The following is a 20,511-nucleotide window of genomic DNA, read 5'->3' as shown; positions in this document are numbered from 1 at the left end:
CTGCCAGGTCAGGCATGACCCCGACCCGGATAGGCAAAAACCTGAATCGAACTTAGTTGACAGCTTCTTTCAGTGCTTTACCGGCTTTGAAACCTGGTTTTTTAGCAGCTGCGATTTCCAGCGTCTTACCGGTCTGTGGGTTACGACCAATGCGAGCTGGACGATCAGTTACGGAGAAAGTACCGAAACCAACCAGAACAACAGAGTCGCCAGCCTTGAGAGCGCCAGTGACGGATTCGATTACAGCGTCCAGCGCACGGCCAGCAGCAGCTTTCGGGATATCAGCGGATGCAGCGATAGCATCAATCAGTTCCGACTTGTTCACTCTAAGTCCCCTTATATCTATTTGAGTATGATTCTAAGTTTTTTGGTGAAAGCAAAAACGAGTGCTGAATGGCCTACAGACACTTAAGAGCCGCTTTATAACAAGGGCTCTAAAAAGCTGTCAACAAGCCACCCAGGCAAATGCGTACTAATGCGTGCTAATTCTTTCCTTAGAGTCAGACTCGCGTTTTTCATCCTTTGCAACTATCTCTGGAGCTACATCTGGCAAGGGCTCCGGCGCGTATTGCAGCGCAATTTGCAGGACCTCGTCAATCCATTTAACCGGTTTAATCTGCAGATCTTGCTTGATATTGTCAGGAATTTCCTTCAGATCGCGTACGTTCTCTTCAGGAATGATCACCGTCTTGATTCCGCCACGGTGTGCAGCGAGCAGTTTTTCTTTCAAACCACCAATCGCCAGCACCTGACCACGCAGGGTAATTTCGCCAGTCATGGCGACGTCCGCGCGCACAGGGATCCCGGTCAATGCGGACACCAGAGCCGTACACATGCCCACACCGGCGCTAGGGCCGTCCTTCGGGGTCGCCCCTTCCGGCATGTGGATATGCGTGTCGCGCTTCTCGTGGAAGTCCAGGGGAATCCCCAGGCTCTTCGCGCGACTGCGAACAACGGTCAGGGCCGCAGTGATCGATTCGACCATGACGTCACCCAAGGAACCGGTCTTGATCAACTGGCCTTTACCCGGTACGACGGCGGCTTCGATGGTCAGCAATTCGCCACCCACCTGAGTCCACGCCAACCCGGTGACCTGACCGATCTGGTCCTGCGATTCAGCCAGACCGTAGCGGAATTTGCGCACGCCCAGGAAGTGTTCCAGCATCTCGGCAGTGACCTTCACCGAGAAGCGTTTTTCCATTGCATGCTCTTTGACCGCCTTGCGGCAAACCTTGGCAATCTGGCGCTCCAGCCCCCGCACACCGGCTTCGCGGGTGTAGTAGCGGATGATGTCACGGATCGCTTCGGCGTCGAATTCCAGCTCGCCTTTTTTCAAGCCGTTAGCCGTAATCTGCTTTGGCGAAAGGTATTTGACGGCGATGTTGATCTTTTCGTCTTCGGTGTAACCCGGCAGACGGATCACTTCCATCCGGTCGAGCAGGGCTGGAGGAATGTTCATGGAGTTCGAGGTGCAAAGGAACATCACATCGGACAGGTCGTAGTCGACTTCCAGATAGTGATCGTTGAAGTTGTGGTTCTGCTCAGGATCGAGCACTTCCAGCAACGCCGACGCCGGATCGCCACGCATGTCGCTGCCCATTTTGTCGATTTCATCGAGCAGGAACAGCGGGTTGCGGACGCCCACTTTTGTCATTTTTTGAATCAATCTTCCTGGCATCGAACCGATATAAGTACGGCGATGACCACGAATTTCCGCTTCATCACGCACGCCACCGAGGGCCATGCGCACGAATTTGCGGTTGGTGGCGTGAGCAATCGACTCCGCCAGAGAGGTTTTACCGACCCCAGGAGGACCGACCAGGCACAACACCGGACCACGAATTTTCTTCACGCGTTTTTGCACGGCGAGGTATTCGAGGATCCGTTCTTTGACTTCTTCCAGACCATAGTGGTCTGCATCGAGAATGTCTTCTGCGCGCGCCAGATCCAGGCGCACTTTGCTCTGCGCCTTCCACGGCACCTGAACCAGCCAGTCAATATACGAGCGCACCACGGTCGCTTCCGCAGACATTGGCGACATTTGTTTTAACTTGTTCAGTTCGCCCTGGGCTTTGGCCAAGGCATCTTTCGGCAGACCAGCGGCATCGATGCGCTTTTTCAGCTCTTCGATTTCGTTGTGGCCTTCGTCGCTGTCGCCGAGCTCTTTCTGAATGGCCTTCATCTGCTCATTCAGGTAGTACTCGCGCTGGCTGCGCTCCATTTGTTTTTTGACGCGACCGCGAATGCGTTTTTCGACTTGCAGCAGGTCGATCTCGGCATCCAGCAACGCCAGAACGTGCTCGACCCGGGCCGACAAATCAATGATTTCGAGGATTTCCTGCTTCTGCTCGATCTTCAGGGCCATGTGTGCGGCCATGGTGTCGACCAGGCGGCCTGGTTCGTCGATGCTGTTGAGCGACGACAGGACTTCAGCCGGGACTTTCTTGCCCAGCTGTACATATTGTTCGAACTGAGCAAGCAGGCTGCGTACGAACACTTCCGACTCACGCTCTGGCGCGTCGACTTCGTCGATCAATGAGACTTCGGCACGGCAATGGCCGTCCACTTCGCTGAAACGCTCAACGGCGCCCCGCTGCTCACCTTCGACCAAGACCTTGACCGTGCCGTCAGGCAGCTTGAGCAGCTGTAGAACGGTCGCAATGGTACCTACGCGATAAAGTGCTTCTTCACCGGGATCGTCGTCAGCAGGGTTTCTCTGAGCCAGCAGAAGGATCTGCTTGTCGCCCGTCATCGCTGCCTCGAGGGCTTCGATGGATTTCTCGCGCCCCACGAACAGCGGGATAACCATGTGCGGATAAACCACAACATCACGCAATGGCAGGAGAGGCAATTCGATGGTTGTCTTCATGATTTCGCCTCTACGGCGGCCATAAGGCCGTAAACAGATGGAAGTGAGCTTGAAACCAAGATGGGGGCTACCTTCAAAAAAAACAAGCTTAAAGAAGGTGTTAAAACGCGCAAAAAGCAAAGGGGCCCGAAGGCCCCTTCTTTATTCCAGCAGCGTGACGCTTAGGCGTCTGGCGCTGCCTTGGCAGCCGGCTCACTGTTTTCGTAGATATACAGTGGCTTGGACTTGCCTTCTATAACGCTTTCGTCGATCACTACTTTACTCACCTCGGACTGCGAGGGGATTTCATACATAGTGTCGAGCAATACACCTTCGAGAATCGAACGCAGCCCACGGGCACCGGTTTTGCGTTCCAAGGCACGTTTGGCGACCGATTTCAGAGCGTCGGCCCGGAATTCCAGGTCCACACCTTCCATCTCGAACAGCTTGGCATACTGTTTGGTCAGAGCATTTTTCGGCTCGGTGAGAATCTGCATCAGCGCAGCCTCATCAAGCTCGTCCAGCGTGGCAAGTACCGGCAGACGACCGACGAATTCCGGGATCAGACCGAACTTGACCAGATCGTCAGGCTCGACTTCACGCAGGGACTCACCGACTTTCTTGCCTTCTTCCTTGCTGCGCACTTCCGCGTTGAAACCGATGCCGCCCTTGGTGGAACGGTTTTGAATAACCTTTTCCAGACCGGAGAACGCACCACCGCAGATGAACAGGATGTTACGGGTGTCGACCTGAAGGAATTCCTGCTGCGGATGCTTGCGACCACCTTGAGGCGGAACGGAAGCGACCGTGCCTTCGATCAACTTGAGCAGGGCCTGCTGCACGCCTTCACCGGAAACGTCCCGGGTGATCGACGGGTTGTCAGACTTGCGCGAGATCTTGTCGATCTCATCGATGTAGACAATGCCCATTTGGGCCTTTTCTACGTCGTAATCGCACTTCTGCAGCAGCTTCTGAATGATGTTTTCGACATCTTCACCCACGTAACCTGCCTCGGTGAGGGTGGTTGCGTCGGCGATGGTGAACGGGACGTTCAGCAAGCGGGCCAGTGTTTCGGCAAGCAGGGTTTTACCCGAGCCTGTCGGGCCGATCAGCAAGATGTTGCTCTTGCCGAGTTCGACATCGTCATTCTTTTTGTCACGCTGATTCAGGCGCTTGTAGTGGTTGTACACCGCTACGGCCAGAACCTTTTTCGCACGCTCCTGACCAATCACGTACTGATCAAGGATGCCGCTGATTTCTTTAGGCGAAGGCAATTTATGCGCGCTGCTTTCGGCCTGGGCTTCCTGCACCTCCTCACGGATGATGTCATTGCACAGGTCGACGCACTCGTCGCAGATAAAGACCGAGGGGCCGGCAATCAATTTGCGTACTTCATGCTGGCTTTTGCCACAGAAGGAGCAATAGAGCAGCTTGCCGTTGTCCTCGCCGTTGCGGGTGTCAGTCATTCGTTCGATCCAAATCCGATAGGCTTGCAACACAAGATGAAGGCTATTGCGGGCTTTTTCAAGCCCGCTAGTGATCGGACGCGCCGACCAACCCTATTTTGAGCTGCTTAATTTAAGCGGGGCGCTGGCTGATCACTTCATCGATCAACCCGTATTCACGCGCTGCTTCTGCACTCATGAAATTATCGCGGTTGGTATCGCGCTCGATTTCTTCAAGAGTGTGCCCGCTATGCTTGGCCATCAGCGTGTTGAGACGCTCACGAATGAAGAGGATTTCCTTGGCATGGATTTCGATATCCGAAGCCTGGCCCTGGAAACCGCCCAGTGGCTGGTGAATCATCACACGCGAGTTCGGCAGGCAGTAACGCTTGCCGGCGGCACCGGCCGTCAGTAGAAACGCACCCATGCTGCACGCTTGACCGATACAGGTGGTCGACACGTTTGGCTTGATGAACTGCATGGTGTCATAGATCGACATGCCCGCCGTCACCGAACCGCCCGGGGAGTTGATATAGAGATGGATGTCCTTGTCCGGGTTTTCCGCTTCAAGGAACAGCAGTTGCGCACAGATCAGGTTGGCCATGTAGTCCTCTACCGGACCAACCAGAAAGATCACTCGCTCCTTGAGAAGGCGCGAGTAGATGTCATAGGCGCGCTCGCCACGAGCAGATTGCTCGACAACCATCGGGACCAGGCCGCCTGCGGCCTGGATATCAGAGTTCTGCTGAATATACGAATTACGGAACATGCTCTGCAGTCACTCCCAAATAGTTATGTCTTGAATACGCATAAGCCAGCACGAAGGCTGGCTTATGGTGTGTACTTCTTACCGCAAAAACGATCAGTCGGCTTGTGGAGCTTCTACCGGCTTGACTGCTTCTTCGTAAGAGACCGATTTGTCGGTCACGCTAGCTTTCTGCAGAACAGTATCCACAACTTGTTCTTCCAGCACAACCGAACGGACTTCGTTCAGTTGCTGGTCGTTCTTGTAGTACCAGGACACAACCTGCTCAGGCTCCTGGTAAGCCGAAGCCATTTCCTGAATCATTTCACGAACGCGGGCTTCGTCAGGCTTGAGGTCGAATTGCTTGACCACTTCAGCCACGATCAGACCCAGCACAACGCGGCGCTTGGCTTGTTCTTCGAACAGCTCGGCCGGCAGTTGGTCAGGCTTGATGTTGCCGCCGAACTGCTGAACAGCCTGCACGCGCAGACGGTCAACTTCGTTGGACAGCAGAGCCTTAGGCACTTCGATCGGGTTGGTGGCCAGCAGACCGTCCATTACCTGATTCTTGACCTTGGATTTGATCGCCTGACGCAGTTCACGCTCCATGTTCTTGCGAACTTCGGCGCGGAAGCCTTCCAGACCAGTTTCCTTGATGCCGAATTGAGCGAAGAATTCTTCGGTCAGTTCTGGCAGTTTTGGCTCGGAAACAGTGTTCACGGTCACGGTGAACTCAGCGGTTTTGCCTGCCAGGTCGAGGTTCTGATAGTCCTCTGGGAAGGTCAGGTTCAGAACGCGCTCTTCGCCGGCTTTAGCGCCAACCAGACCGTCTTCAAAACCAGGGATCATGCGGCCGGAACCCAGAACCAGCTGAGTACCTTTGGCGGAACCGCCAGCGAACACTTCGCCGTCGACCTTGCCAACGAAATCGATGTTCAGCTGGTCTTCGTTTTGAGCAGCGCGATCGGCCACTTCGAAACGGGTGTTCTGCTTGCGCAGCACTTCCAGCATTTTGTCCAGATCGGCATCAGCCACGTCAGCGCTCAGGCGCTCAACCGCGATACCTTCGAAACCGGCAACGGTGAACTCAGGGAACACTTCGAAAATCGCGACGTATTCCAGGTCTTTGCCAGCTTCCAGCGATTTCGGCTCGATCGAAGGAGCACCAGCCGGGTTCAGCTTCTGCTCAACGACAGCTTCGTAGAAAGAGGACTGGATCACGTCGCCGACCGCTTCCTGACGTGCATCAGCACCGAAACGGCGCTTGATTTCACTCATTGGCACTTTGCCTGGACGGAAGCCAGCAATCTTGGCCTTTTGGGCAGTCTGCTGCAGACGCTTGTTGACCTGAGTCTCGATGCGCTCAGCCGGCACGGTGATGCTCATGCGGCGCTCAAGAGCAGAAGTATTTTCAACAGAAACTTGCATGGATATTCCTCGTTGCACAGACGTTAGCCGGCCGTTTCCGACCCCAGAATCAAGGGCATGCATTCTAGTGGGTCAAACTCAAGAAGTCACCCTACTGAAAACGGGTAAAAAAGCAGCAGGCAATTTATAGGCGGGGACAAACGGTTGTGCCTCGCCCTGTTAGCAAATACAGCCAATCATGCCAGGGCTCTGCACCAATCCTTCTATATATAGAAGGCATCGGCAATCCATCCCTGACAGTCGACCCCACGAGGGGACCAACGGGCGAGCCAGCATCATCGAGAAACATAAATCCGACGATCCGAGCCGCCCTCTCGACCCAGAACCTGCGGCCGCTTTTGAAAATTCAGACTTCTAAAACAAAAACGGCGCAGCCCTTTTCAGGTGCTGCGCCGTTTTCTGCTATTAAATAGCTACTTGTAATGGTGCGGACGGAGAGACTCGAACTCTCACACCTTGCGGCGCTGGAACCTAAATCCAGTGTGTCTACCAATTCCACCACATCCGCATCAAGCTTTTAAAGCAAAGGCGCCAGACTGTTAATCTGGCGCCTTTCTAAATATGGGGTGGACGAAGGGGATCGAACCCTCGACAACGGGAGTCACAATCCCGTGCTCTACCAACTGAGCTACGCCCACCATATTGCCATGTTGCGTTACTTGTGCCAAAGCTGCCTAATGGCGCACCCGGCAGGACTCGAACCTGCGACCATCCGCTTAGAAGGCGGATGCTCTATCCAGCTGAGCTACGGGCGCCTTGTTAATCTGTATTCTTGGACGATTACAAACTAAGTGCTTTCAGTCTCACCGAATTAAACATCAACTCTGCTCGACCTTCTTAACCAGTGCTAGGCTGTGCCCGACAAGTGCGACGAATGTTATAGGTGACCCTGAAGGTCGTCAACTCTTTTTTAAAAAAAATTCATTTAATTAAAGGGGTTAGGGGAATTTGCAGACCAAGCGCCTTTGCCCTCACCTCATGACATGCGAGAATGCGTTCTCTTTTTTTCCCCTCTCGATGGTTAATCACGCGCAATGACTGCACAACTAATCGACGGCAAATCGATCGCCGCCAGCCTGCGCCAGCAGATCGCCAAACGCGTCAACGAGCGTCGCCAGCAAGGTCTGCGCACGCCCGGCCTCGCGGTGATCCTGGTCGGCAGCGATCCTGCCTCTCAGGTTTATGTCTCGCACAAGCGTAAAGACTGTGAAGAGGTCGGCTTCATTTCCCAAGCCTACGACCTGCCTTCCGAAACCACTCAAGAAGCGTTGACCGATCTGATTGATCGCTTGAACGACGACCCGGCGATTGACGGCGTTCTGCTTCAGCTTCCTCTACCTGAACACCTGGACGCCTCCAAATTGCTGGAGCGCATTCGTCCAGACAAGGACGTCGACGGTTTCCACCCTTATAACGTCGGCCGTCTGGCCCAGCGTATTCCGCTGCTGCGTCCGTGCACGCCTAAAGGCATCATGACGTTGCTGGAAAGCACCGGTGTCGATCTCTACGGGATGGACGCAGTGGTTGTCGGGGCCTCCAACATTGTTGGCCGCCCGATGGCAATGGAATTGCTGCTGGCTGGTTGCACCGTGACCGTCACCCACCGTTTCACCAAGGATCTGGCAGGCCACGTGGGCCGTGCCGATCTGGTGGTGGTCGCCGCCGGCAAGCCGGGGCTGGTAAAGGGTGAGTGGATCAAAGAAGGCGCGATCGTGATTGACGTCGGCATCAACCGTCAGGAAGACGGCAAACTGGTTGGTGACGTGATCTACGACACCGCCCTGCCCCGCGCCGGCTGGATCACTCCAGTCCCGGGTGGCGTTGGCCCGATGACCCGCGCTTGCCTGCTGGAAAACACGCTGTACGCTGCCGAAACACTGCACAGCTGAGTTCGCATTTTCATGGCTGCGACGAACAAAGGAACCCCGCCATTGGCGGGGTTCTTTTTGCCTGAATTAAAAACGTTACCGCTCGCCGGAAACCTACTGTTTGTAGGGGTTTTCAAGGACTTTGACCTGTTCATTGATCAACCATCGACAGTTCTTCAGCCATACTCCTAAAATGCGTCGTTTTTAAAGAAACAACCCGTTACAGAACGGCTTATCCACACCTAACGAGTCTGCCAGCGTGAAAATCCGTCTTTCCATCCTGAGCCTATTTTTTGCATTTACAGGGACTTTCACCACGCCAATGGTCAACGCTGCCGACACCACTTCGGCGCCGCGAGACACGTCATCACTGAAGATCGCTTCCGGCAGCGCGTTGCTGATGGATCTGCAGACCAACAAAGTCATCTATGCCAGCAATCCTGACGTGGTTGTGCCGATTGCTTCCGTCAGCAAACTGATGACCGGGCTGATCGTGGTTGAAGCCAGGCAGAACATGGACGAATACATCTCCATTAACATCAGCGACACCCCGGAAATGAAAGGTGTGTTTTCCCGGGTGAAACTCAACAGCGAAATGCCGCGCAAGGAAATGCTGCTGATCGCCCTGATGTCCTCGGAAAACCGCGCGGCCGCGAGCCTGGCCCATCATTATCCGGGCGGCTACGTCGCGTTCATTGCCGCAATGAATGCCAAAGCGAAAGCACTGGGCATGACCAGCACCCACTTCGTCGAACCGACCGGCCTCTCCCCTCGCAACGTGTCCACGGCCCGCGACCTGAGCAAACTGCTGATCGCTGCGCACAAGTACCCACTGTTGACTGAGCTGAGTACGACCAAGCAAAAAACCGTCTCGTTCCGTAAACCCAACTACAGCCTGGGTTTCCGTAATACCGACCATTTGGTCAACAAGCCGAACTGGGACATCAAGCTGACGAAAACCGGCTTCACCAACGAGGCTGGTCACTGCCTGGTGCTGGTCACCAGCATGGGCAATCGCCCGGTTGCGCTGGTCATCCTCGACGCCTTTGGCAAGTACACGCATTTTGCCGATGCCAGTCGCATTCGCAGCTGGGTGGAAACCGGCAGGGGCACGAACGTGCCGTCTGTAGCCTTGCAGTACAAATCCGACAAGAACCTCAAGCATCGTCAGAGCGGCGTGGTTGAAGCGTCGAAATAACTAAACGACAGAAAAAAGAAAGCCCCGACTATTCGGGGCTTTTTTTCGTCCAGCGTCAGTCATTGGGCAACGGCATCTGGTCGTCATCTGGAATGCCGTCCCCGGTGCTCGGATCTCTCGTGCCATGGGGATGTTCCGTTGGTACTACCATCGGACGCGCCAAGGGATCCCTTAACGGATCATTCGGATCCATCACGGGGTCAACACCCTCTTCCGGCGTGGTTGGAACGCTGTCCGGACGTTTGTCGTTGAAACTCGAATCGGTAGACATACGCACCTCACTCAGGCTCAGGGTTTCAGATCGGCGAGTGGATCGTAAGGCTTCGCAGGCGCCTTGGGATTGTCGCCCGGCTTCACATCCCTCGGGGCCTTGGCGGGTCCGATGGGGTCGACCTGAGGATCGGCGAGGTCCGGTGAATCGGGGTCGAACCCCAACTCATCGCCCGAAGAATGCTCAGATGAGTGCGGGCCGACGGGGGTAGTGGAATGTGCCATGGGCACCTCCTTTGAGTCTGGCCGGGAGAAATCCGGGCCCTACTTCGTTAGAGGTCAGCAAAGTGCAGCGGTGCCCGACAGATGACGAACGGACTTATTGCGCGTTCAGCGCTTTCTTCGCCCTGGCGGCCGCCTGCTCCTGACCTGCCTGGGCAAGGTCGCTCGCGGCCTTGAGCCATCGCTGCTGATCGACATTGGCCGGCAGTTGATTCGGCTTCTGGATCAGCACGGCCCAGCCACCGGCATCCTTGAGCGCCGATTCAAACGAACCGAAGCCCATCAACTCCCGACGATTCATGCCCGAGCGCAGCAGCACTGTCTGCTTCTGACGGTTGTACCCGGCAAGAATGGCGTAACGCGGTTCAGCCCAGAACGCTGAGCCTTCGGTGAAACGCACCATTACCGGATAACCGGCCGCCACCTGGGTCAACAGTGCAGGCAGATTGCTGTCGAGGGGATAGACGACCATGCCGTACTCGCGAGCGAGGTTCTGCATGTTCTGCTGCAACTGGGCTTCGGCACCCGGCAAATGCAACGGCTTTTCGAGCAAACCTGGGGTAATCACAATGCCTTGCTGGGACAACATGCTGGCCAGCACTTGCGGCCCACTCTGATTCGCCACGCCACGGTAGAACGTGCCACTGAGCTCGACACGCTCCGGCAGGCGCTTGATTTCAGGTGCCACGCTCCCCGCGCAGCCAGCCAGACCTGCAACGCAGCCAACGACCAGCACTAAAGATCGAATTCGAGAAAATACCCGCACCATCATCACTCTCTTGATTTTGACGCCAGGCATTCGCGCTCCCGGCTTGGCCGTCGATCATAGGACGCCGCGCGGCAGCGGTATAGCCTTAACCGGCAGATGATGGGATTCGATAGAGCGAACTGATTGGTGACAGCCGACCTTTGGTCAATAGCCTGAAACACAGCAGCGACTAGACTGTCATGTGCAAAGAGTGTGTGCCCGCAGCAGGGCGAAGAGGAGGCACTGATGAGCCTGACAATGACCATTGTGATGTTGATTTCTGGCTGGCTGGCCGTTGCCGCCGCCATGTTATGGGGAGTCCTGCGCATTACCCGCCGGCACCATCATCCGGCTCAGTCGGCGCCGGTGGCGAAACCCGATAAAACCGCTGAACAGCACGCTACCGCGCACTGACCGACACCCTTATGTATCCAAACAAAAACGGCCGCCTGGCTCTTTCGAGCACAGGCGGCCGTTTCGTTTAACGCAGATTAAGCTTCAGCGGCTAAACGCTTCTGCTTTGCACGTCGCGACATCATGTTCAAACCCTCGATCGTCGCCGAGAACGCCATGGCCGCATACACATAGCCTTTCGGTACATGGGCGCCGAAGCCTTCGGCGATCAGCGTCATGCCGATCATGATCAGGAAGCCCAGCGCCAGCATCACCACCGTCGGGTTGTCGTTGATGAACTTGGCCAGAGGATCAGCCGCCAGCAACATCACCAGTACAGACACCACCACCGCAATGATCATGATCGGCAAATGCTCGGTCATGCCGACAGCGGTAATGATGCTGTCGATGGAGAACACCATGTCCAGCAGCAGGATCTGACCGATCGCGGCGGCAAAGCCCAGGGTCACGGTCGAGGTGGCCGACGTCGGATCATCCGGCGCAGGGTCCATGCTGTGATGGATCTCGGTGGTCGCCTTCCACAACAGGAACAGGCCGCCGGCGATCAGGATCATGTCCTTCCAGGAGAACGTCTGGCCGAAGATATCGATCACAGGCTCAGTCAACTGGACGATGAACGCGATAGTGCTCAACAGCGCCAGTCGCAGGATCAGTGCCATGCCGATACCAATGCGCCGCGCTTTCTGCCGGTGCTGCTCGGGCAGTTTATTGGTCAGGATCGAAATGAAGATCAGGTTATCGATGCCGAGCACGATTTCCATAACGATCAAGGTAGCCAGGGCGACCCAGGCGGTGGGGCTTGCAGCAAGTTCTAAAAGGTATTCCATGGGTCAGTCCTGACTCTTTTAAGACGTTTTAGATTTCCTGGGACGAAGATTCGGTTTTCTGTTTATCTTCGCCCGATTGTTCTTTCTTGCTGATCAGCCCGCCAGTGGCGTCACTGATTGCCTGCTCTGCGGCTTTGTGGGTGTCGTCGATCGCTTGTTTGGCGGTTTCGGCAGCCTTGCCCATCAGTTGCTGAGCGCTTTTTTCGGCCTGGTCACAACCGGCCAATACCAGTAAAGACGTGATCAACAGTGCCGTGGTTTTAAGCTTCATGATGCTTTCCTCGATAGAACAAACCGGGCCGAAACGATGGCCCGTTGATAGCGAGGCATTCTAGGGAGGCAAACACTTCAGGAAAATTCGTATTTTTAGCGGTTATACTTCGTTTTTTACGAACTGTAGGTGGTCATGCTCAACTATCGGCAATTGCATTACTTCTGGGTGGTGGCCAAGACCGGCAGCATCGTGCGCGCCTGCGAGCAGTTGAATCTGACACCGCAGACCATCAGCGGGCAGATTTCCCTGCTCGAACAAACCTATGGCATCGAGTTGTTTCGCCGGGTCGGCCGGCAGCTGGAACTCACCGAAGCCGGGCGTCAGACCCTGCCCTACGCCGAGCAAATGTTTCAGCTGGGCGGGGAACTGGAACTGATGCTGCGAGCACAGCCCAACGAACAGCAGATTCTGTTTCGGGTTGGCGTGGCCGATGTGGTGCCCAAATCCATCGTCTACCGCCTGATCGCGCCGACCATGGAATTGAGCGAACCGCTGCGCATCACCTGTCGCGAAGACAAACTCGAACGCCTGCTCGCCGACCTGGCGATCCAGCGTCTCGACCTGGTGATTTCCGACAGCCCGATGCCCTCGCACCTGGACATCAAGGGCTACAGCCAGAAACTCGGGGAATGCGGGATCAGCTTCTTTGCCACCGCTGAATTGGCGGCGCAATACGGTCAGGATTTTCCCCGCAGCCTGCACGGTGCACCGCTGCTGATTCCAGGGCCGGAGACCGTGGTGCGCAGTCGCTTGCAGCGCTGGTTTGCCGAGCAGCAGATCCAGCCGCGCATTGTCGGCGAGTTCGACGACAGCGCCTTGATGCAGGCTTTCGGCCAATCCGGCAGCGGGATCTTCATCGGCCCGAGCGTGATTGCCGATGAAGTGATACGCCAATACGGCGTGGAATTGATTGGCCAGACCGACGCGGTGACCGAGTCGTTCTACGCCATTTCGGTGGAACGCAAGGTCAAGCACCCCGGCATTGTCGCCATTACCGAAGGTGCCCGACGCGAGCTGTTCACCGAGATGTGAGGTGTCAGGCGCAGACTTCGCGGGGCTTGAAGGTCATCAGCGCGATAGCCAAGAGGATCGAGGCGAGGATAAAAGCGGCCGCCGCGAAACCAAGACCTTGCAGGCCTACACCGTCGATGACCCTACCGCCGATCATGGCGCCCAGGCCGATCCCGAGGTTAGCCCCGGCAATGTTCAGCGATGCCGCGAACGCCGGCGCTTCGGGTGCAGCCTTCATCAATCGCACATGACTGACCAGGAACAACGCCGCCTGAGTCACGCCCCAGATCCCCATCGCCGCAGCCAGACCCAGCGGCGAATGAATGTTCGGCACCAACGCCACCAGGCCGGCGATCATGAACGCGCAGAACATCATCGAGGCGATCAACGGATGACGATCCACCGCGCGGCCGCCCAATGAGTTGCCGATCAAGCCGACCGCGCCGAAGCCCATCAGGCACCAGCCGACCACCGTGCCGTTGAAACCGGCCAGTCGCTCAAGAATGTCCGCCAGGTAGGTGTAGGCGGTGAACATGCCGCTGAACACCAGGATCGACAGCAGCACATGGCCAACCATCAGCGGGCTGCGCAAAATTTTGAATTGCGAACTGAAGCTCACTTGATGCTGATGCAGATTGGTTTTCGGCAGGTAGATAAACAGCAGCAACGCCTTGGCAAACGCGATCACCGCCAGAATGCCGAAAGCACTGCGCCAACCGAACGCATCGGAGATCAGTGTGCCCACCGGTATGCCGAACACGGTGGCGCAGACAATCCCGAATCCGATCTTGGCAATGGCGCGACCGGCGTAGTCCGGGCCGACAATGTCCACCGCGGTTTCACTGGCCAGCGCCCAGAACACTGGCAGCCCCAACGCGGGGATCAACCGGGCGGCGGACATCACCCAGATGTTCGGCGCAAACGCCGCGAGGGTGTTGGCCAGGCCGAACATGATCAGCACCGAGATGAACAATTTGCGGCGCTCGAACCGGGCGAAATACGCAGTCAGAAACGGCCCGAATGCGGCGACCGTGAAGGCGAACAAGGTCACCAGCAAACCCGCCTGGGGGATGCTGACTTCAAGGTCTCTAGCGATCGCCGGTAACAGGCCGACGATGACGAATTCCGTGGTCAGCACCGTGAAACCGGCGGCAGACAACAGAAGGATGGGCAACAGCATGCAGAACTCCAGAAAACGACGGCACCAGCGATAACCCGAAGGCCCACTGGCATGACTTGAAAATGAGGATGGCGAATCTTAACAGAGTGTTTCCGATCAGGGTTGCACGAACCTGCCGATCTCGTTGACCCACGGGTGGCAGATCGTCACAGGTCTGAAGGATGGAGACCACGCTGTGATAAAGTCCGCGCCCTGCGATACGTACACCCTGTTCATCGGCCATTGATTGGCATTGATGTCGCGATACCCCCGCACCTAATAAAATCAGAGATGCCGTTTTATGACCGCTTCATCCCCTTCGCTATGGTTACGCCTGAAACGCTTAAGCCTGGTCACACAAATCATCATCGGCCTGATCGCCGGGATTGCCCTGGCCCTCTTCGCGCCGGAGGTGGCGAAGTCCACCGCGTTCATCGGCAAAGTCTTCGTATCAGCGCTTAAAGCTGTCGCGCCGATTCTGGTGTTCGTGCTGGTCATGGCCTCGATTGCCAACCATAAACACGGCCAGGAAACCCACATTCGGCCGATTCTGTTTCTGTATCTGCTGGGAACGTTTGCGGCGGCGGTGGTGGCCGTTGTCGCCAGTACGTTGTTCCCCTCGAGCCTGGTATTGGCCACTCACGACGTTGCGGTCACCGCGCCGGGCGGGATCAGTGAAGTGCTGCAAAGTCTGCTGTTGAGCGTGGTCGACAACCCGGTCAGCGCGCTGATGAATGCCAACTTCATCGGCATTCTGGCGTGGGCGATTGGGATGGGCGTTGCCATTCGCCATGCCGGTGACACCACTCGCGAGGTGCTCGGCGACTTGTCTAACGGCGTGACCCTGATCGTGCGGCTGGTGATCCGTTTTGCGCCGCTGGGCATTTTCGGACTGGTGGCTTCGACCCTCGCCACCTCCGGTTTCGGTGCCTTGATCGGCTACGTGCACCTGCTGGCGGTTTTGCTGGGCTGCATGCTGTTTGTGGCGCTGGTGATGAACCCGGTCATCGTGTTCTGGAAGCTGCGGCGCAACCCGTATCCGCTGGTGATCACGTGCTTGCGCGAAAGCGGTATCACCGCATTTTTCACCCGCAGTTCGGCGGCGAACATTCCGGTCAATCTGGAATTGAGCAAGCGCCTGGGCCTGCACGAAGACACCTACTCGGTCTCGATCCCGCTGGGTGCAACGATCAACATGGCGGGCGCGGCGATCACCATTACCGTGCTGACCCTGGCCGCCGTGCATACGCTGGGCATCGCCGTGGACATTCCGACCGCCATCCTGCTGAGCATCGTCGCGGCGATCTGTGCCTGTGGCGCTTCGGGCGTGGCGGGAGGCTCGTTGCTGTTGATTCCACTGGCGTGCAGCCTGTTTGGCATCCCCAGTGAAATCGCCATGCAGGTGGTGGCCGTCGGGTTCATCATCGGTGTGCTGCAGGACTCGGCGGAAACCGCGCTGAACTCTTCCACCGACGTACTGTTCACCGCGGCGGCGTGCCTGGGTGAAGAACAGAAGGCCCAACGGTTGGCGTAACCCCCATCCTGTGGGAGCGAGCTTGCTCGCGATGAGGGCGTGACATTCACCATTGATGTTGGCTGACAGTCCGCCATCGCGAGCAAGCTCGCTCCCACAGAATCTGCGGTGCAGATGAACAATGCTTACATATGAAAAAGCCCCCGCAACCTAAGGCTGCGAGGGCTTTTTATTGCCTGAGCGGTTTAGAACGCGCCCATGTAATCGCGCTTGCCCACTTCCACACCGTTGTGACGCAGCAGTGCGTAGGTGGTGGTGACGTGGAAGAAGAATTGCGGCAGGCCGTAGCTCAGCAGGTAAGCCTGGCCAGTGAAGCGCTTCTCTTTCGGCGTGCCCTGACGGGTGATGATTTCGATGCCTTCCTTGCCGTCGATCTGTTCCGGTTTGATCTCGCCGATGAAGGCCAGCACTTTGGCGATCAGCGCTTGCAGCTCGGCGAAGGTGGTTTCGGTGTCGTCGTATTTCGGCAGTTCAACTTCGGCCAGACGCGCGGAAACGCCCTTGGCGAAATCAACGGCGATCTGCACCTGACGGACCAGCGGGAACATGTCCGGGTACAGACGGGCTTGCAGGAAAGCATTTGGGTCGATGTTCTTGGCGGTGGCGTGGGCTTCGGCCTTGTTCAAAACGTCGCTCAGGGCGTTGAGCATTTGTTTGAAAACCGGGACGGAAGCGGCGTACAGGGAAATAGTCATGGCAGTCTCGTGTTGTGACAGGAGGGAAACGTGGGGCGATTATAGCGATGCGCGGTCCCAGGTGAAGCGATAGATATTGGCTGGCTGTCCGGGATGACAACGACCGTTATCGGCATCGGCACCGACAATCGACCACTGTGCGCGCGAAGTTTCGCCCAGTTCACGGGCGGCCTGCGGATTGAAACACCGGCTCAGCAGTTCATCCGGCACCAAGGCGTACGCCTGGCGGTGTTCGCGCAGCCATTGAGCGGCCTGCTCGACCGTGGAGCCGATCATTCCGAAATGCACAATCGGCTGTCGGGCGAATAGCCAATGTCCCTCACGCCAGTTGACCAGCACCAGGTCTGCGCCTTGAGTCATCGCCGCTGCTTGCGCCATCAGCGCCTCGTGGGGATTGGGTCCGTCCTTGACCGGGTCGACGAAACCGCGAGCGAACCACAGCGTGAACCACGTGACGGCCAACACCTGGAATACCCGCCGACCGCGCGGGCGCTTGTCGAACCAGCGCTTGAGCAGCCACGGAATCAATGGCGCTGCAACCAGCACCAGCCCTGGCAACGCCGGATAAATGTACAACTTGCGTTTACCGCTGCTCAGGCAAAAGAACAGTACGACCAGTACGACCCACCCCAGCAGCACCAGCACTCGACCGTCGCGTTTGCGCAACTGCCTGCGCCAAGCGGGCACGAGCCACGGCAAGGCCAGCACCAACGGCAACCAGTATTGCGGGATGACGTTGACGAAGAAGTACCAGAACGGTTCTCGGTGATCCCACGCGGCGGCATAGCGCCCCGCTGTCTGGCGCAGCAGAATTTCCCGTGCGTAGGCGATTTCGTCAGCGGCGCCATTGAATGCGATGGACACCGCCAAGGGCAGCAGCCAGATCGCGACGGCGCCAAGCACCACCAAAAAGCCCAGGCACCACTTGCGCGCCTCGCCCGGTATGGCCACCACCCCAGGCCAGCCTTTGCGCACTGCGTAGGCATACGGAATCAGCATCAACGCCGGGACGAAGCCGACCCCTTTGGTGATCACGCCAATGCCCATGGCCGCGCATCCCGCGTAGAACCAACGCCAGGCGGGCCCGAGCAGCAGGTGACGGGTCAGGCCGTACATACCCAGAGAAGTGAACAGGATCAGAAAACTGTCGATCTGACCGGTGCGCAGAATGCTGTAGGTCTGATACGTGGCCAGGTACAACAGCGCTGCTGTTCGTCCGGCCCGCTGATTCCACAACCGGCGACCCAAGTCGTAGAGCATGGCCGTGACCGATGTGGCAGACAAAAGCCCCGGAATATAAAGGGCAAGGGCGGGCATCCCGGTGATCCAGGTGAAAAACGCTACCGTCCACATGAAAATCGGTGGTTTATCGCCGTAGATCTCCGCGGCTCGGTGCGGAATCAGCCAGGAACCGTTGTGCAGCATCTCCAGCGCAACACCGAGGAATCGCTCCTCGTCGACATTCTGCGGCTGACGCAGCCCGAACCCGGCGCCGACCAATAAAAGAGCAAGCAACATCAGCCCCAGGCATTCGACGCTGGGTGACAGGGTTCGGCGCACGGGTCAGTCCTTCAAGGTTTTGCTGCGGGCAATCAATTGCAGATTGCGCAAATAGACGATGGAGCCGAACGCCTGACCGGCGATGAAAACCGGGTCCTGTCGGTAAATGGCGTAAGCGAACAGCAGCGCACTGCCGACGATGCTCAGGTACCAGAAGCTCACCGGAATCACGCTGCGTTTCTTGTATTCGCTGTACAGCCACTGCAAGACAAAGCGACCGGTGAAGGCGATCTGGCCACTGAAACCGACCACCAGCCACAGGGTTTCGCGGGACAGGTTCATCCTTCGATCTCCTGCGCATGGGCATGCAGACGCGTGCGCCTGATCAGCCACCAGACGCCGATCAGATCGAGAATGCCCACCAGGGCGCGGTCGAGGTTTCCGTATTTGGAGACCCCGGCCATGCGGTGCCGATGGTTGACGGGGTGGGTGATCATGCGGCCGTTATGACGCTGGATCAGCGCAGGAATGAACCGGTGCATGTGGTCGAAGTACGGCAAGCGCAGAAACGCCGCCCGCTGTATCAGTTTCAGCCCGCAGCCGGTGTCCGGTGTCTGGTCCTTGAGCATCCGGCTGCGCAACCCGTTGGCAAACCGCGAGGCCCAGCGCTTGCTCGCGGTATCACGACGGTTGACCCGGTGCCCGGCCACCAACTGAAGGTCGACGCTCCCCTGCTCACTGCGCACCAATGCCAGCATGCCGGGGATGTCCGCCGGGTCGTTCTGACCGTCGCCATCGAGCGTGGCCAGCCATTGGCCCCGAGCGGCGAGCGCCGCGTGGTAGAGCGAAGTGCTCTGCCCCAGCGAACGCTCATGGCGCAGGATACGCAACGTGCTCAGGCCGCTGTGGCGGGTCTGTCGCAGTTCCTGCAAGGAAGCGTCAGTACTGCCATCGTCCACGACGATGATTTCATACGCCTCATCGGCCAGTGCGATACGGATTTCTTCAAGCAGCGATTTGAGATTGCTCGCCTCGTTCTTTGCCGGAATCAGGACGGATACAAATATGTCTTGGCTCATAGAGGCCCCTATTACCCTGGATTTTTATGATCAAGGGCCAACGTTTCATCTCTGATAAAAGTGGCGATACCACTTCACAAATTCCGCTACACCGGCTTCAACCGTCACTTGTGGACGGAAATCGACCCACTGCGCCAATGCCGACACATCCGCCCAGGTCTTGACCACATCGCCAGCCTGCAGCGGCAGGAAGTTGCGCCGGGCTTCCCTGTCCAATGCCGACTCCAGACACTCGACGAAATCCAGCAGCGCCACCGGCGTGCCGCGCCCGATGTTGAAGATCCGGTTGGCGCCATCGCCAGGTCCTTCCGATAACGGCGGTCTTGGGCGCAGGCGCGCAATGCTTTCGACGATGTCGTCGATGTAGGTGAAGTCGCGCGACATCTGGCCTTGGTTGTAGAGATCAATCGGCCTGTCGTTAAGGATCGCTTCGGTAAATTTGAACAGCGCCATGTCGGGGCGCCCCCAAGGTCCGTAAACGGTAAAAAAACGCAGGCCGCTGGCCTTCAGTCCATACAGATGGCAATAGCTGTGGGCCATCAGCTCGTTGGCACGCTTACTGGCGGCATACAACGAAATCGGATGATCGACGGCGTCTTCGACGCTGAACGGCATTTTGCTGTTAGTGCCGTACACCGAGCTGCTCGATGCATAAATCAGATGCTCGGGGCGATGGTGCCGGCAGGCTTCCAGCACATTCAGAAAACCCGTCAGGTTCGATTGCGCATACACGTCCGGGTTGTCCAGCGAGTAGCGAACGCCCGCCTGGGCAGCCAGATGGATAACCTCTGTGAAGCCGTGATCCTTGAACAATGCCATCAAGGCCGGTTTGTCGACGATATCCAGTGCCTGGAAATGAAAGCCCGACAAGGACTTCAGCTCCTTGAGCCGTGCGTGTTTGAGTTCCACGCTGTAGTAGTCGTTGAGATTATCGATACCGACCACCTCAAGACCTTCCTGACACAAGCGCTTGACCGTGTGATACCCGATGAAACCGGCGGCGCCGGTGACCAGTACGGTCATAGCGGGCGCGCGCCGATCAGCGCATTATTGCGGGTCGATACCCACGTCAACTTCATGCCTTGCTCCACTGCACAATTAATAAGGCCGGTGACGTCGTCGATAGGAATTTTCGCCGTACCCGTGATGAGCCGCAGTCCTCTGCAGCCATGCATACGGTGCACGTCTGATTGTTAAGGTGGCGTAACAGGTTGATTTAAGTTTTGTGACCATTGCCAAGGTACGG

General features: G+C 57.1%; 20 protein-coding genes, 3 tRNA genes and 1 pseudogene. 5 read left to right on the top strand and 19 right to left on the bottom strand.

The genetic code is table 11. The features are described 5' to 3' along the window. Nucleotides 1–52: 52 nt before the first annotated feature. The 8 genes from ACMXYI_RS16365 to ACMXYI_RS16330 form a co-directional block, all read right to left on the bottom strand. Nucleotides 53–325 (bottom strand): HU family DNA-binding protein, encoded by a 273-nt coding sequence (locus ACMXYI_RS16365; RefSeq protein ID WP_002552737.1) that lies wholly within the window; start codon nucleotides 323–325, stop codon nucleotides 53–55. A gap of 147 nt (nucleotides 326–472) precedes the next feature. Continuing rightward, nucleotides 473–2,869 carry an endopeptidase La gene (gene lon, locus ACMXYI_RS16360; protein ID WP_008148424.1) on the bottom strand — a complete coding sequence of 799 codons (2,397 nt, stop codon included), beginning with the start codon at nucleotides 2,867–2,869 and terminating at the stop codon, nucleotides 473–475. Between the two features lie 161 nt (nucleotides 2,870–3,030). Next, nucleotides 3,031–4,314: an ATP-dependent Clp protease ATP-binding subunit ClpX gene (clpX, locus tag ACMXYI_RS16355; protein WP_007946893.1), complete on the bottom strand. Its 1,284-nt coding sequence runs from the start codon at nucleotides 4,312–4,314 to the stop codon at nucleotides 3,031–3,033. Nucleotides 4,315–4,426: 112 nt separating this feature from the next. Next, nucleotides 4,427–5,062, bottom strand: coding sequence for an ATP-dependent Clp endopeptidase proteolytic subunit ClpP (gene clpP / locus ACMXYI_RS16350; protein WP_033057292.1), 636 nt, complete (start codon nucleotides 5,060–5,062; stop codon nucleotides 4,427–4,429). Between the two features lie 93 nt (nucleotides 5,063–5,155). Then, on the bottom strand, nucleotides 5,156–6,466 hold the full coding sequence (gene tig / locus ACMXYI_RS16345; protein WP_415768120.1) for a trigger factor: 1,311 nt from the start codon (nucleotides 6,464–6,466) through the stop codon (nucleotides 5,156–5,158). A 423-nt stretch (nucleotides 6,467–6,889) separates the two neighbouring features. Continuing rightward, nucleotides 6,890–6,974: transfer RNA gene (locus ACMXYI_RS16340), tRNA-Leu, on the bottom strand. A 54-nt stretch (nucleotides 6,975–7,028) separates the two neighbouring features. Continuing rightward, nucleotides 7,029–7,104: transfer RNA gene (locus ACMXYI_RS16335), tRNA-His, on the bottom strand. Nucleotides 7,105–7,144: 40 nt separating this feature from the next. After that, nucleotides 7,145–7,221 (bottom strand) — tRNA-Arg (locus ACMXYI_RS16330). A 279-nt stretch (nucleotides 7,222–7,500) separates the two neighbouring features. On the opposite strand from ACMXYI_RS16330, the gene folD reads away from it, so the two are divergent. Together folD and pbpG are read left to right on the top strand one after the other, a co-directional pair. Further along, nucleotides 7,501–8,355, top strand: coding sequence for a bifunctional methylenetetrahydrofolate dehydrogenase/methenyltetrahydrofolate cyclohydrolase FolD (folD, locus tag ACMXYI_RS16325; protein WP_008148421.1), 855 nt, complete (start codon nucleotides 7,501–7,503; stop codon nucleotides 8,353–8,355). A 238-nt stretch (nucleotides 8,356–8,593) separates the two neighbouring features. Then, complete coding sequence (pbpG, locus tag ACMXYI_RS16320) at nucleotides 8,594–9,532, top strand: D-alanyl-D-alanine endopeptidase (RefSeq protein WP_415768119.1); 939 nt, start codon at nucleotides 8,594–8,596, stop codon at nucleotides 9,530–9,532. A 55-nt stretch (nucleotides 9,533–9,587) separates the two neighbouring features. Here pbpG and ACMXYI_RS16315 read toward each other — a convergent pair whose 3' ends face one another. The 3 genes and pseudogenes from ACMXYI_RS16315 to ACMXYI_RS16305 all read right to left on the bottom strand — a co-directional run bounded on the left by ACMXYI_RS16315 (nucleotide 9,588) and on the right by ACMXYI_RS16305 (nucleotide 10,851). After that, nucleotides 9,588–9,803, bottom strand: a complete 216-nt coding sequence (locus tag ACMXYI_RS16315) for a hypothetical protein (RefSeq protein ID WP_415768118.1) — start codon at nucleotides 9,801–9,803, stop codon at nucleotides 9,588–9,590. A gap of 17 nt (nucleotides 9,804–9,820) precedes the next feature. Continuing rightward, nucleotides 9,821–10,027, bottom strand: coding sequence for a DUF6021 family protein (locus tag ACMXYI_RS16310; protein ID WP_027925384.1), 207 nt, complete (start codon nucleotides 10,025–10,027; stop codon nucleotides 9,821–9,823). A gap of 94 nt (nucleotides 10,028–10,121) precedes the next feature. Then, nucleotides 10,122–10,851, bottom strand: a pseudogene (locus tag ACMXYI_RS16305) (peptidase C39 family protein). A gap of 167 nt (nucleotides 10,852–11,018) precedes the next feature. Between ACMXYI_RS16305 and ACMXYI_RS16300 the strand changes: the two are divergent. Further along, the gene (locus ACMXYI_RS16300) at nucleotides 11,019–11,186 is read left to right on the top strand and encodes a hypothetical protein (protein ID WP_415768116.1); all 168 of its coding nucleotides are present in this window, start codon (nucleotides 11,019–11,021) and stop codon (nucleotides 11,184–11,186) included. Nucleotides 11,187–11,263: 77 nt separating this feature from the next. Here the strand turns inward: ACMXYI_RS16300 and ACMXYI_RS16295 are convergent, their stop codons facing one another. Both ACMXYI_RS16295 and ACMXYI_RS16290 read right to left on the bottom strand, forming a co-directional pair. After that, entirely contained in the window at nucleotides 11,264–12,013 is a 750-nt protein-coding gene (locus ACMXYI_RS16295) for a TerC family protein (RefSeq protein WP_123366156.1), read from the bottom strand. Nucleotides 12,014–12,041: 28 nt separating this feature from the next. Next, nucleotides 12,042–12,284: a hypothetical protein gene (locus ACMXYI_RS16290; RefSeq protein ID WP_415768115.1), complete on the bottom strand. Its 243-nt coding sequence runs from the start codon at nucleotides 12,282–12,284 to the stop codon at nucleotides 12,042–12,044. A gap of 135 nt (nucleotides 12,285–12,419) precedes the next feature. On the opposite strand from ACMXYI_RS16290, the gene nhaR reads away from it, so the two are divergent. After that, nucleotides 12,420–13,319, top strand: a complete 900-nt coding sequence (gene nhaR / locus ACMXYI_RS16285) for a transcriptional activator NhaR (protein ID WP_008148408.1) — start codon at nucleotides 12,420–12,422, stop codon at nucleotides 13,317–13,319. 4 nt (nucleotides 13,320–13,323) lie between these two features. On the opposite strand, the gene ACMXYI_RS16280 is transcribed toward nhaR, so the two are convergent. Beyond that, nucleotides 13,324–14,478 carry an MFS transporter gene (locus tag ACMXYI_RS16280; protein ID WP_415768114.1) on the bottom strand — a complete coding sequence of 385 codons (1,155 nt, stop codon included), beginning with the start codon at nucleotides 14,476–14,478 and terminating at the stop codon, nucleotides 13,324–13,326. 280 nt (nucleotides 14,479–14,758) lie between these two features. Between ACMXYI_RS16280 and sstT the strand changes: the two genes are divergently transcribed. Next, nucleotides 14,759–15,991 (top strand): serine/threonine transporter SstT, encoded by a 1,233-nt coding sequence (gene sstT, locus ACMXYI_RS16275; protein ID WP_415768113.1) that lies wholly within the window; start codon nucleotides 14,759–14,761, stop codon nucleotides 15,989–15,991. 185 nt (nucleotides 15,992–16,176) lie between these two features. On the opposite strand, the gene ACMXYI_RS16270 is transcribed toward sstT, so the two are convergent. The 5 genes from ACMXYI_RS16270 to ACMXYI_RS16250 are packed head-to-tail and all read right to left on the bottom strand — an operon-like array spanning nucleotide 16,177 to nucleotide 20,288. After that, the gene (locus ACMXYI_RS16270; RefSeq protein WP_008148402.1) at nucleotides 16,177–16,686 is read right to left on the bottom strand and encodes a DUF1993 domain-containing protein; all 510 of its coding nucleotides are present in this window, start codon (nucleotides 16,684–16,686) and stop codon (nucleotides 16,177–16,179) included. A 39-nt stretch (nucleotides 16,687–16,725) separates the two neighbouring features. Further along, nucleotides 16,726–18,246: an ArnT family glycosyltransferase gene (locus ACMXYI_RS16265; RefSeq protein WP_415768111.1), complete on the bottom strand. Its 1,521-nt coding sequence runs from the start codon at nucleotides 18,244–18,246 to the stop codon at nucleotides 16,726–16,728. A 3-nt stretch (nucleotides 18,247–18,249) separates the two neighbouring features. Further along, nucleotides 18,250–18,528, bottom strand: a complete 279-nt coding sequence (locus tag ACMXYI_RS16260) for a lipid-A-disaccharide synthase N-terminal domain-containing protein (protein WP_076028031.1) — start codon at nucleotides 18,526–18,528, stop codon at nucleotides 18,250–18,252. Further along, nucleotides 18,525–19,265, bottom strand: a complete 741-nt coding sequence (locus ACMXYI_RS16255) for a glycosyltransferase family 2 protein (protein WP_415768110.1) — start codon at nucleotides 19,263–19,265, stop codon at nucleotides 18,525–18,527. Before ACMXYI_RS16255 ends, ACMXYI_RS16260 begins: the two co-directional genes overlap by 4 nt. 45 nt (nucleotides 19,266–19,310) lie before the next feature. After that, the gene (locus tag ACMXYI_RS16250; RefSeq protein ID WP_415768109.1) at nucleotides 19,311–20,288 is read right to left on the bottom strand and encodes an NAD-dependent epimerase; all 978 of its coding nucleotides are present in this window, start codon (nucleotides 20,286–20,288) and stop codon (nucleotides 19,311–19,313) included. Nucleotides 20,289–20,511: the final 223 nt, after the last annotated feature.

It is taken from the genome of Pseudomonas lyxosi (genome assembly GCF_047758685.1).
Lineage (GTDB): Bacteria > Pseudomonadota > Gammaproteobacteria > Pseudomonadales > Pseudomonadaceae > Aquipseudomonas > Aquipseudomonas lyxosi.
This window is presented reverse-complemented; position numbering and strand designations above follow the sequence as displayed.

Coding starts and splice junctions, on each gene's coding strand:
- lon (WP_008148424.1), bottom strand. CDS start 2,869: ATGAAGACAACCATCGAATTGCCTCTCCTGCCATTGCGTGATGTTGTG.
- clpX (WP_007946893.1), bottom strand. CDS start 4,314: ATGACTGACACCCGCAACGGCGAGGACAACGGCAAGCTGCTCTATTGC.
- clpP (WP_033057292.1), bottom strand. CDS start 5,062: ATGTTCCGTAATTCGTATATTCAGCAGAACTCTGATATCCAGGCCGCA.
- tig (WP_415768120.1), bottom strand. CDS start 6,466: ATGCAAGTTTCTGTTGAAAATACTTCTGCTCTTGAGCGCCGCATGAGC.
- folD (WP_008148421.1), top strand. CDS start 7,501: ATGACTGCACAACTAATCGACGGCAAATCGATCGCCGCCAGCCTGCGC.
- ACMXYI_RS16315 (WP_415768118.1), bottom strand. CDS start 9,803: ATGTCTACCGATTCGAGTTTCAACGACAAACGTCCGGACAGCGTTCCA.
- ACMXYI_RS16310 (WP_027925384.1), bottom strand. CDS start 10,027: ATGGCACATTCCACTACCCCCGTCGGCCCGCACTCATCTGAGCATTCT.
- ACMXYI_RS16300 (WP_415768116.1), top strand. CDS start 11,019: ATGAGCCTGACAATGACCATTGTGATGTTGATTTCTGGCTGGCTGGCC.
- ACMXYI_RS16295 (WP_123366156.1), bottom strand. CDS start 12,013: ATGGAATACCTTTTAGAACTTGCTGCAAGCCCCACCGCCTGGGTCGCC.
- ACMXYI_RS16290 (WP_415768115.1), bottom strand. CDS start 12,284: ATGAAGCTTAAAACCACGGCACTGTTGATCACGTCTTTACTGGTATTG.
- nhaR (WP_008148408.1), top strand. CDS start 12,420: ATGCTCAACTATCGGCAATTGCATTACTTCTGGGTGGTGGCCAAGACC.
- ACMXYI_RS16280 (WP_415768114.1), bottom strand. CDS start 14,478: ATGCTGTTGCCCATCCTTCTGTTGTCTGCCGCCGGTTTCACGGTGCTG.
- sstT (WP_415768113.1), top strand. CDS start 14,759: ATGACCGCTTCATCCCCTTCGCTATGGTTACGCCTGAAACGCTTAAGC.
- ACMXYI_RS16270 (WP_008148402.1), bottom strand. CDS start 16,686: ATGACTATTTCCCTGTACGCCGCTTCCGTCCCGGTTTTCAAACAAATG.
- ACMXYI_RS16260 (WP_076028031.1), bottom strand. CDS start 18,528: ATGAACCTGTCCCGCGAAACCCTGTGGCTGGTGGTCGGTTTCAGTGGC.
- ACMXYI_RS16255 (WP_415768110.1), bottom strand. CDS start 19,265: ATGAGCCAAGACATATTTGTATCCGTCCTGATTCCGGCAAAGAACGAG.
- ACMXYI_RS16250 (WP_415768109.1), bottom strand. CDS start 20,288: ATGACCGTACTGGTCACCGGCGCCGCCGGTTTCATCGGGTATCACACG.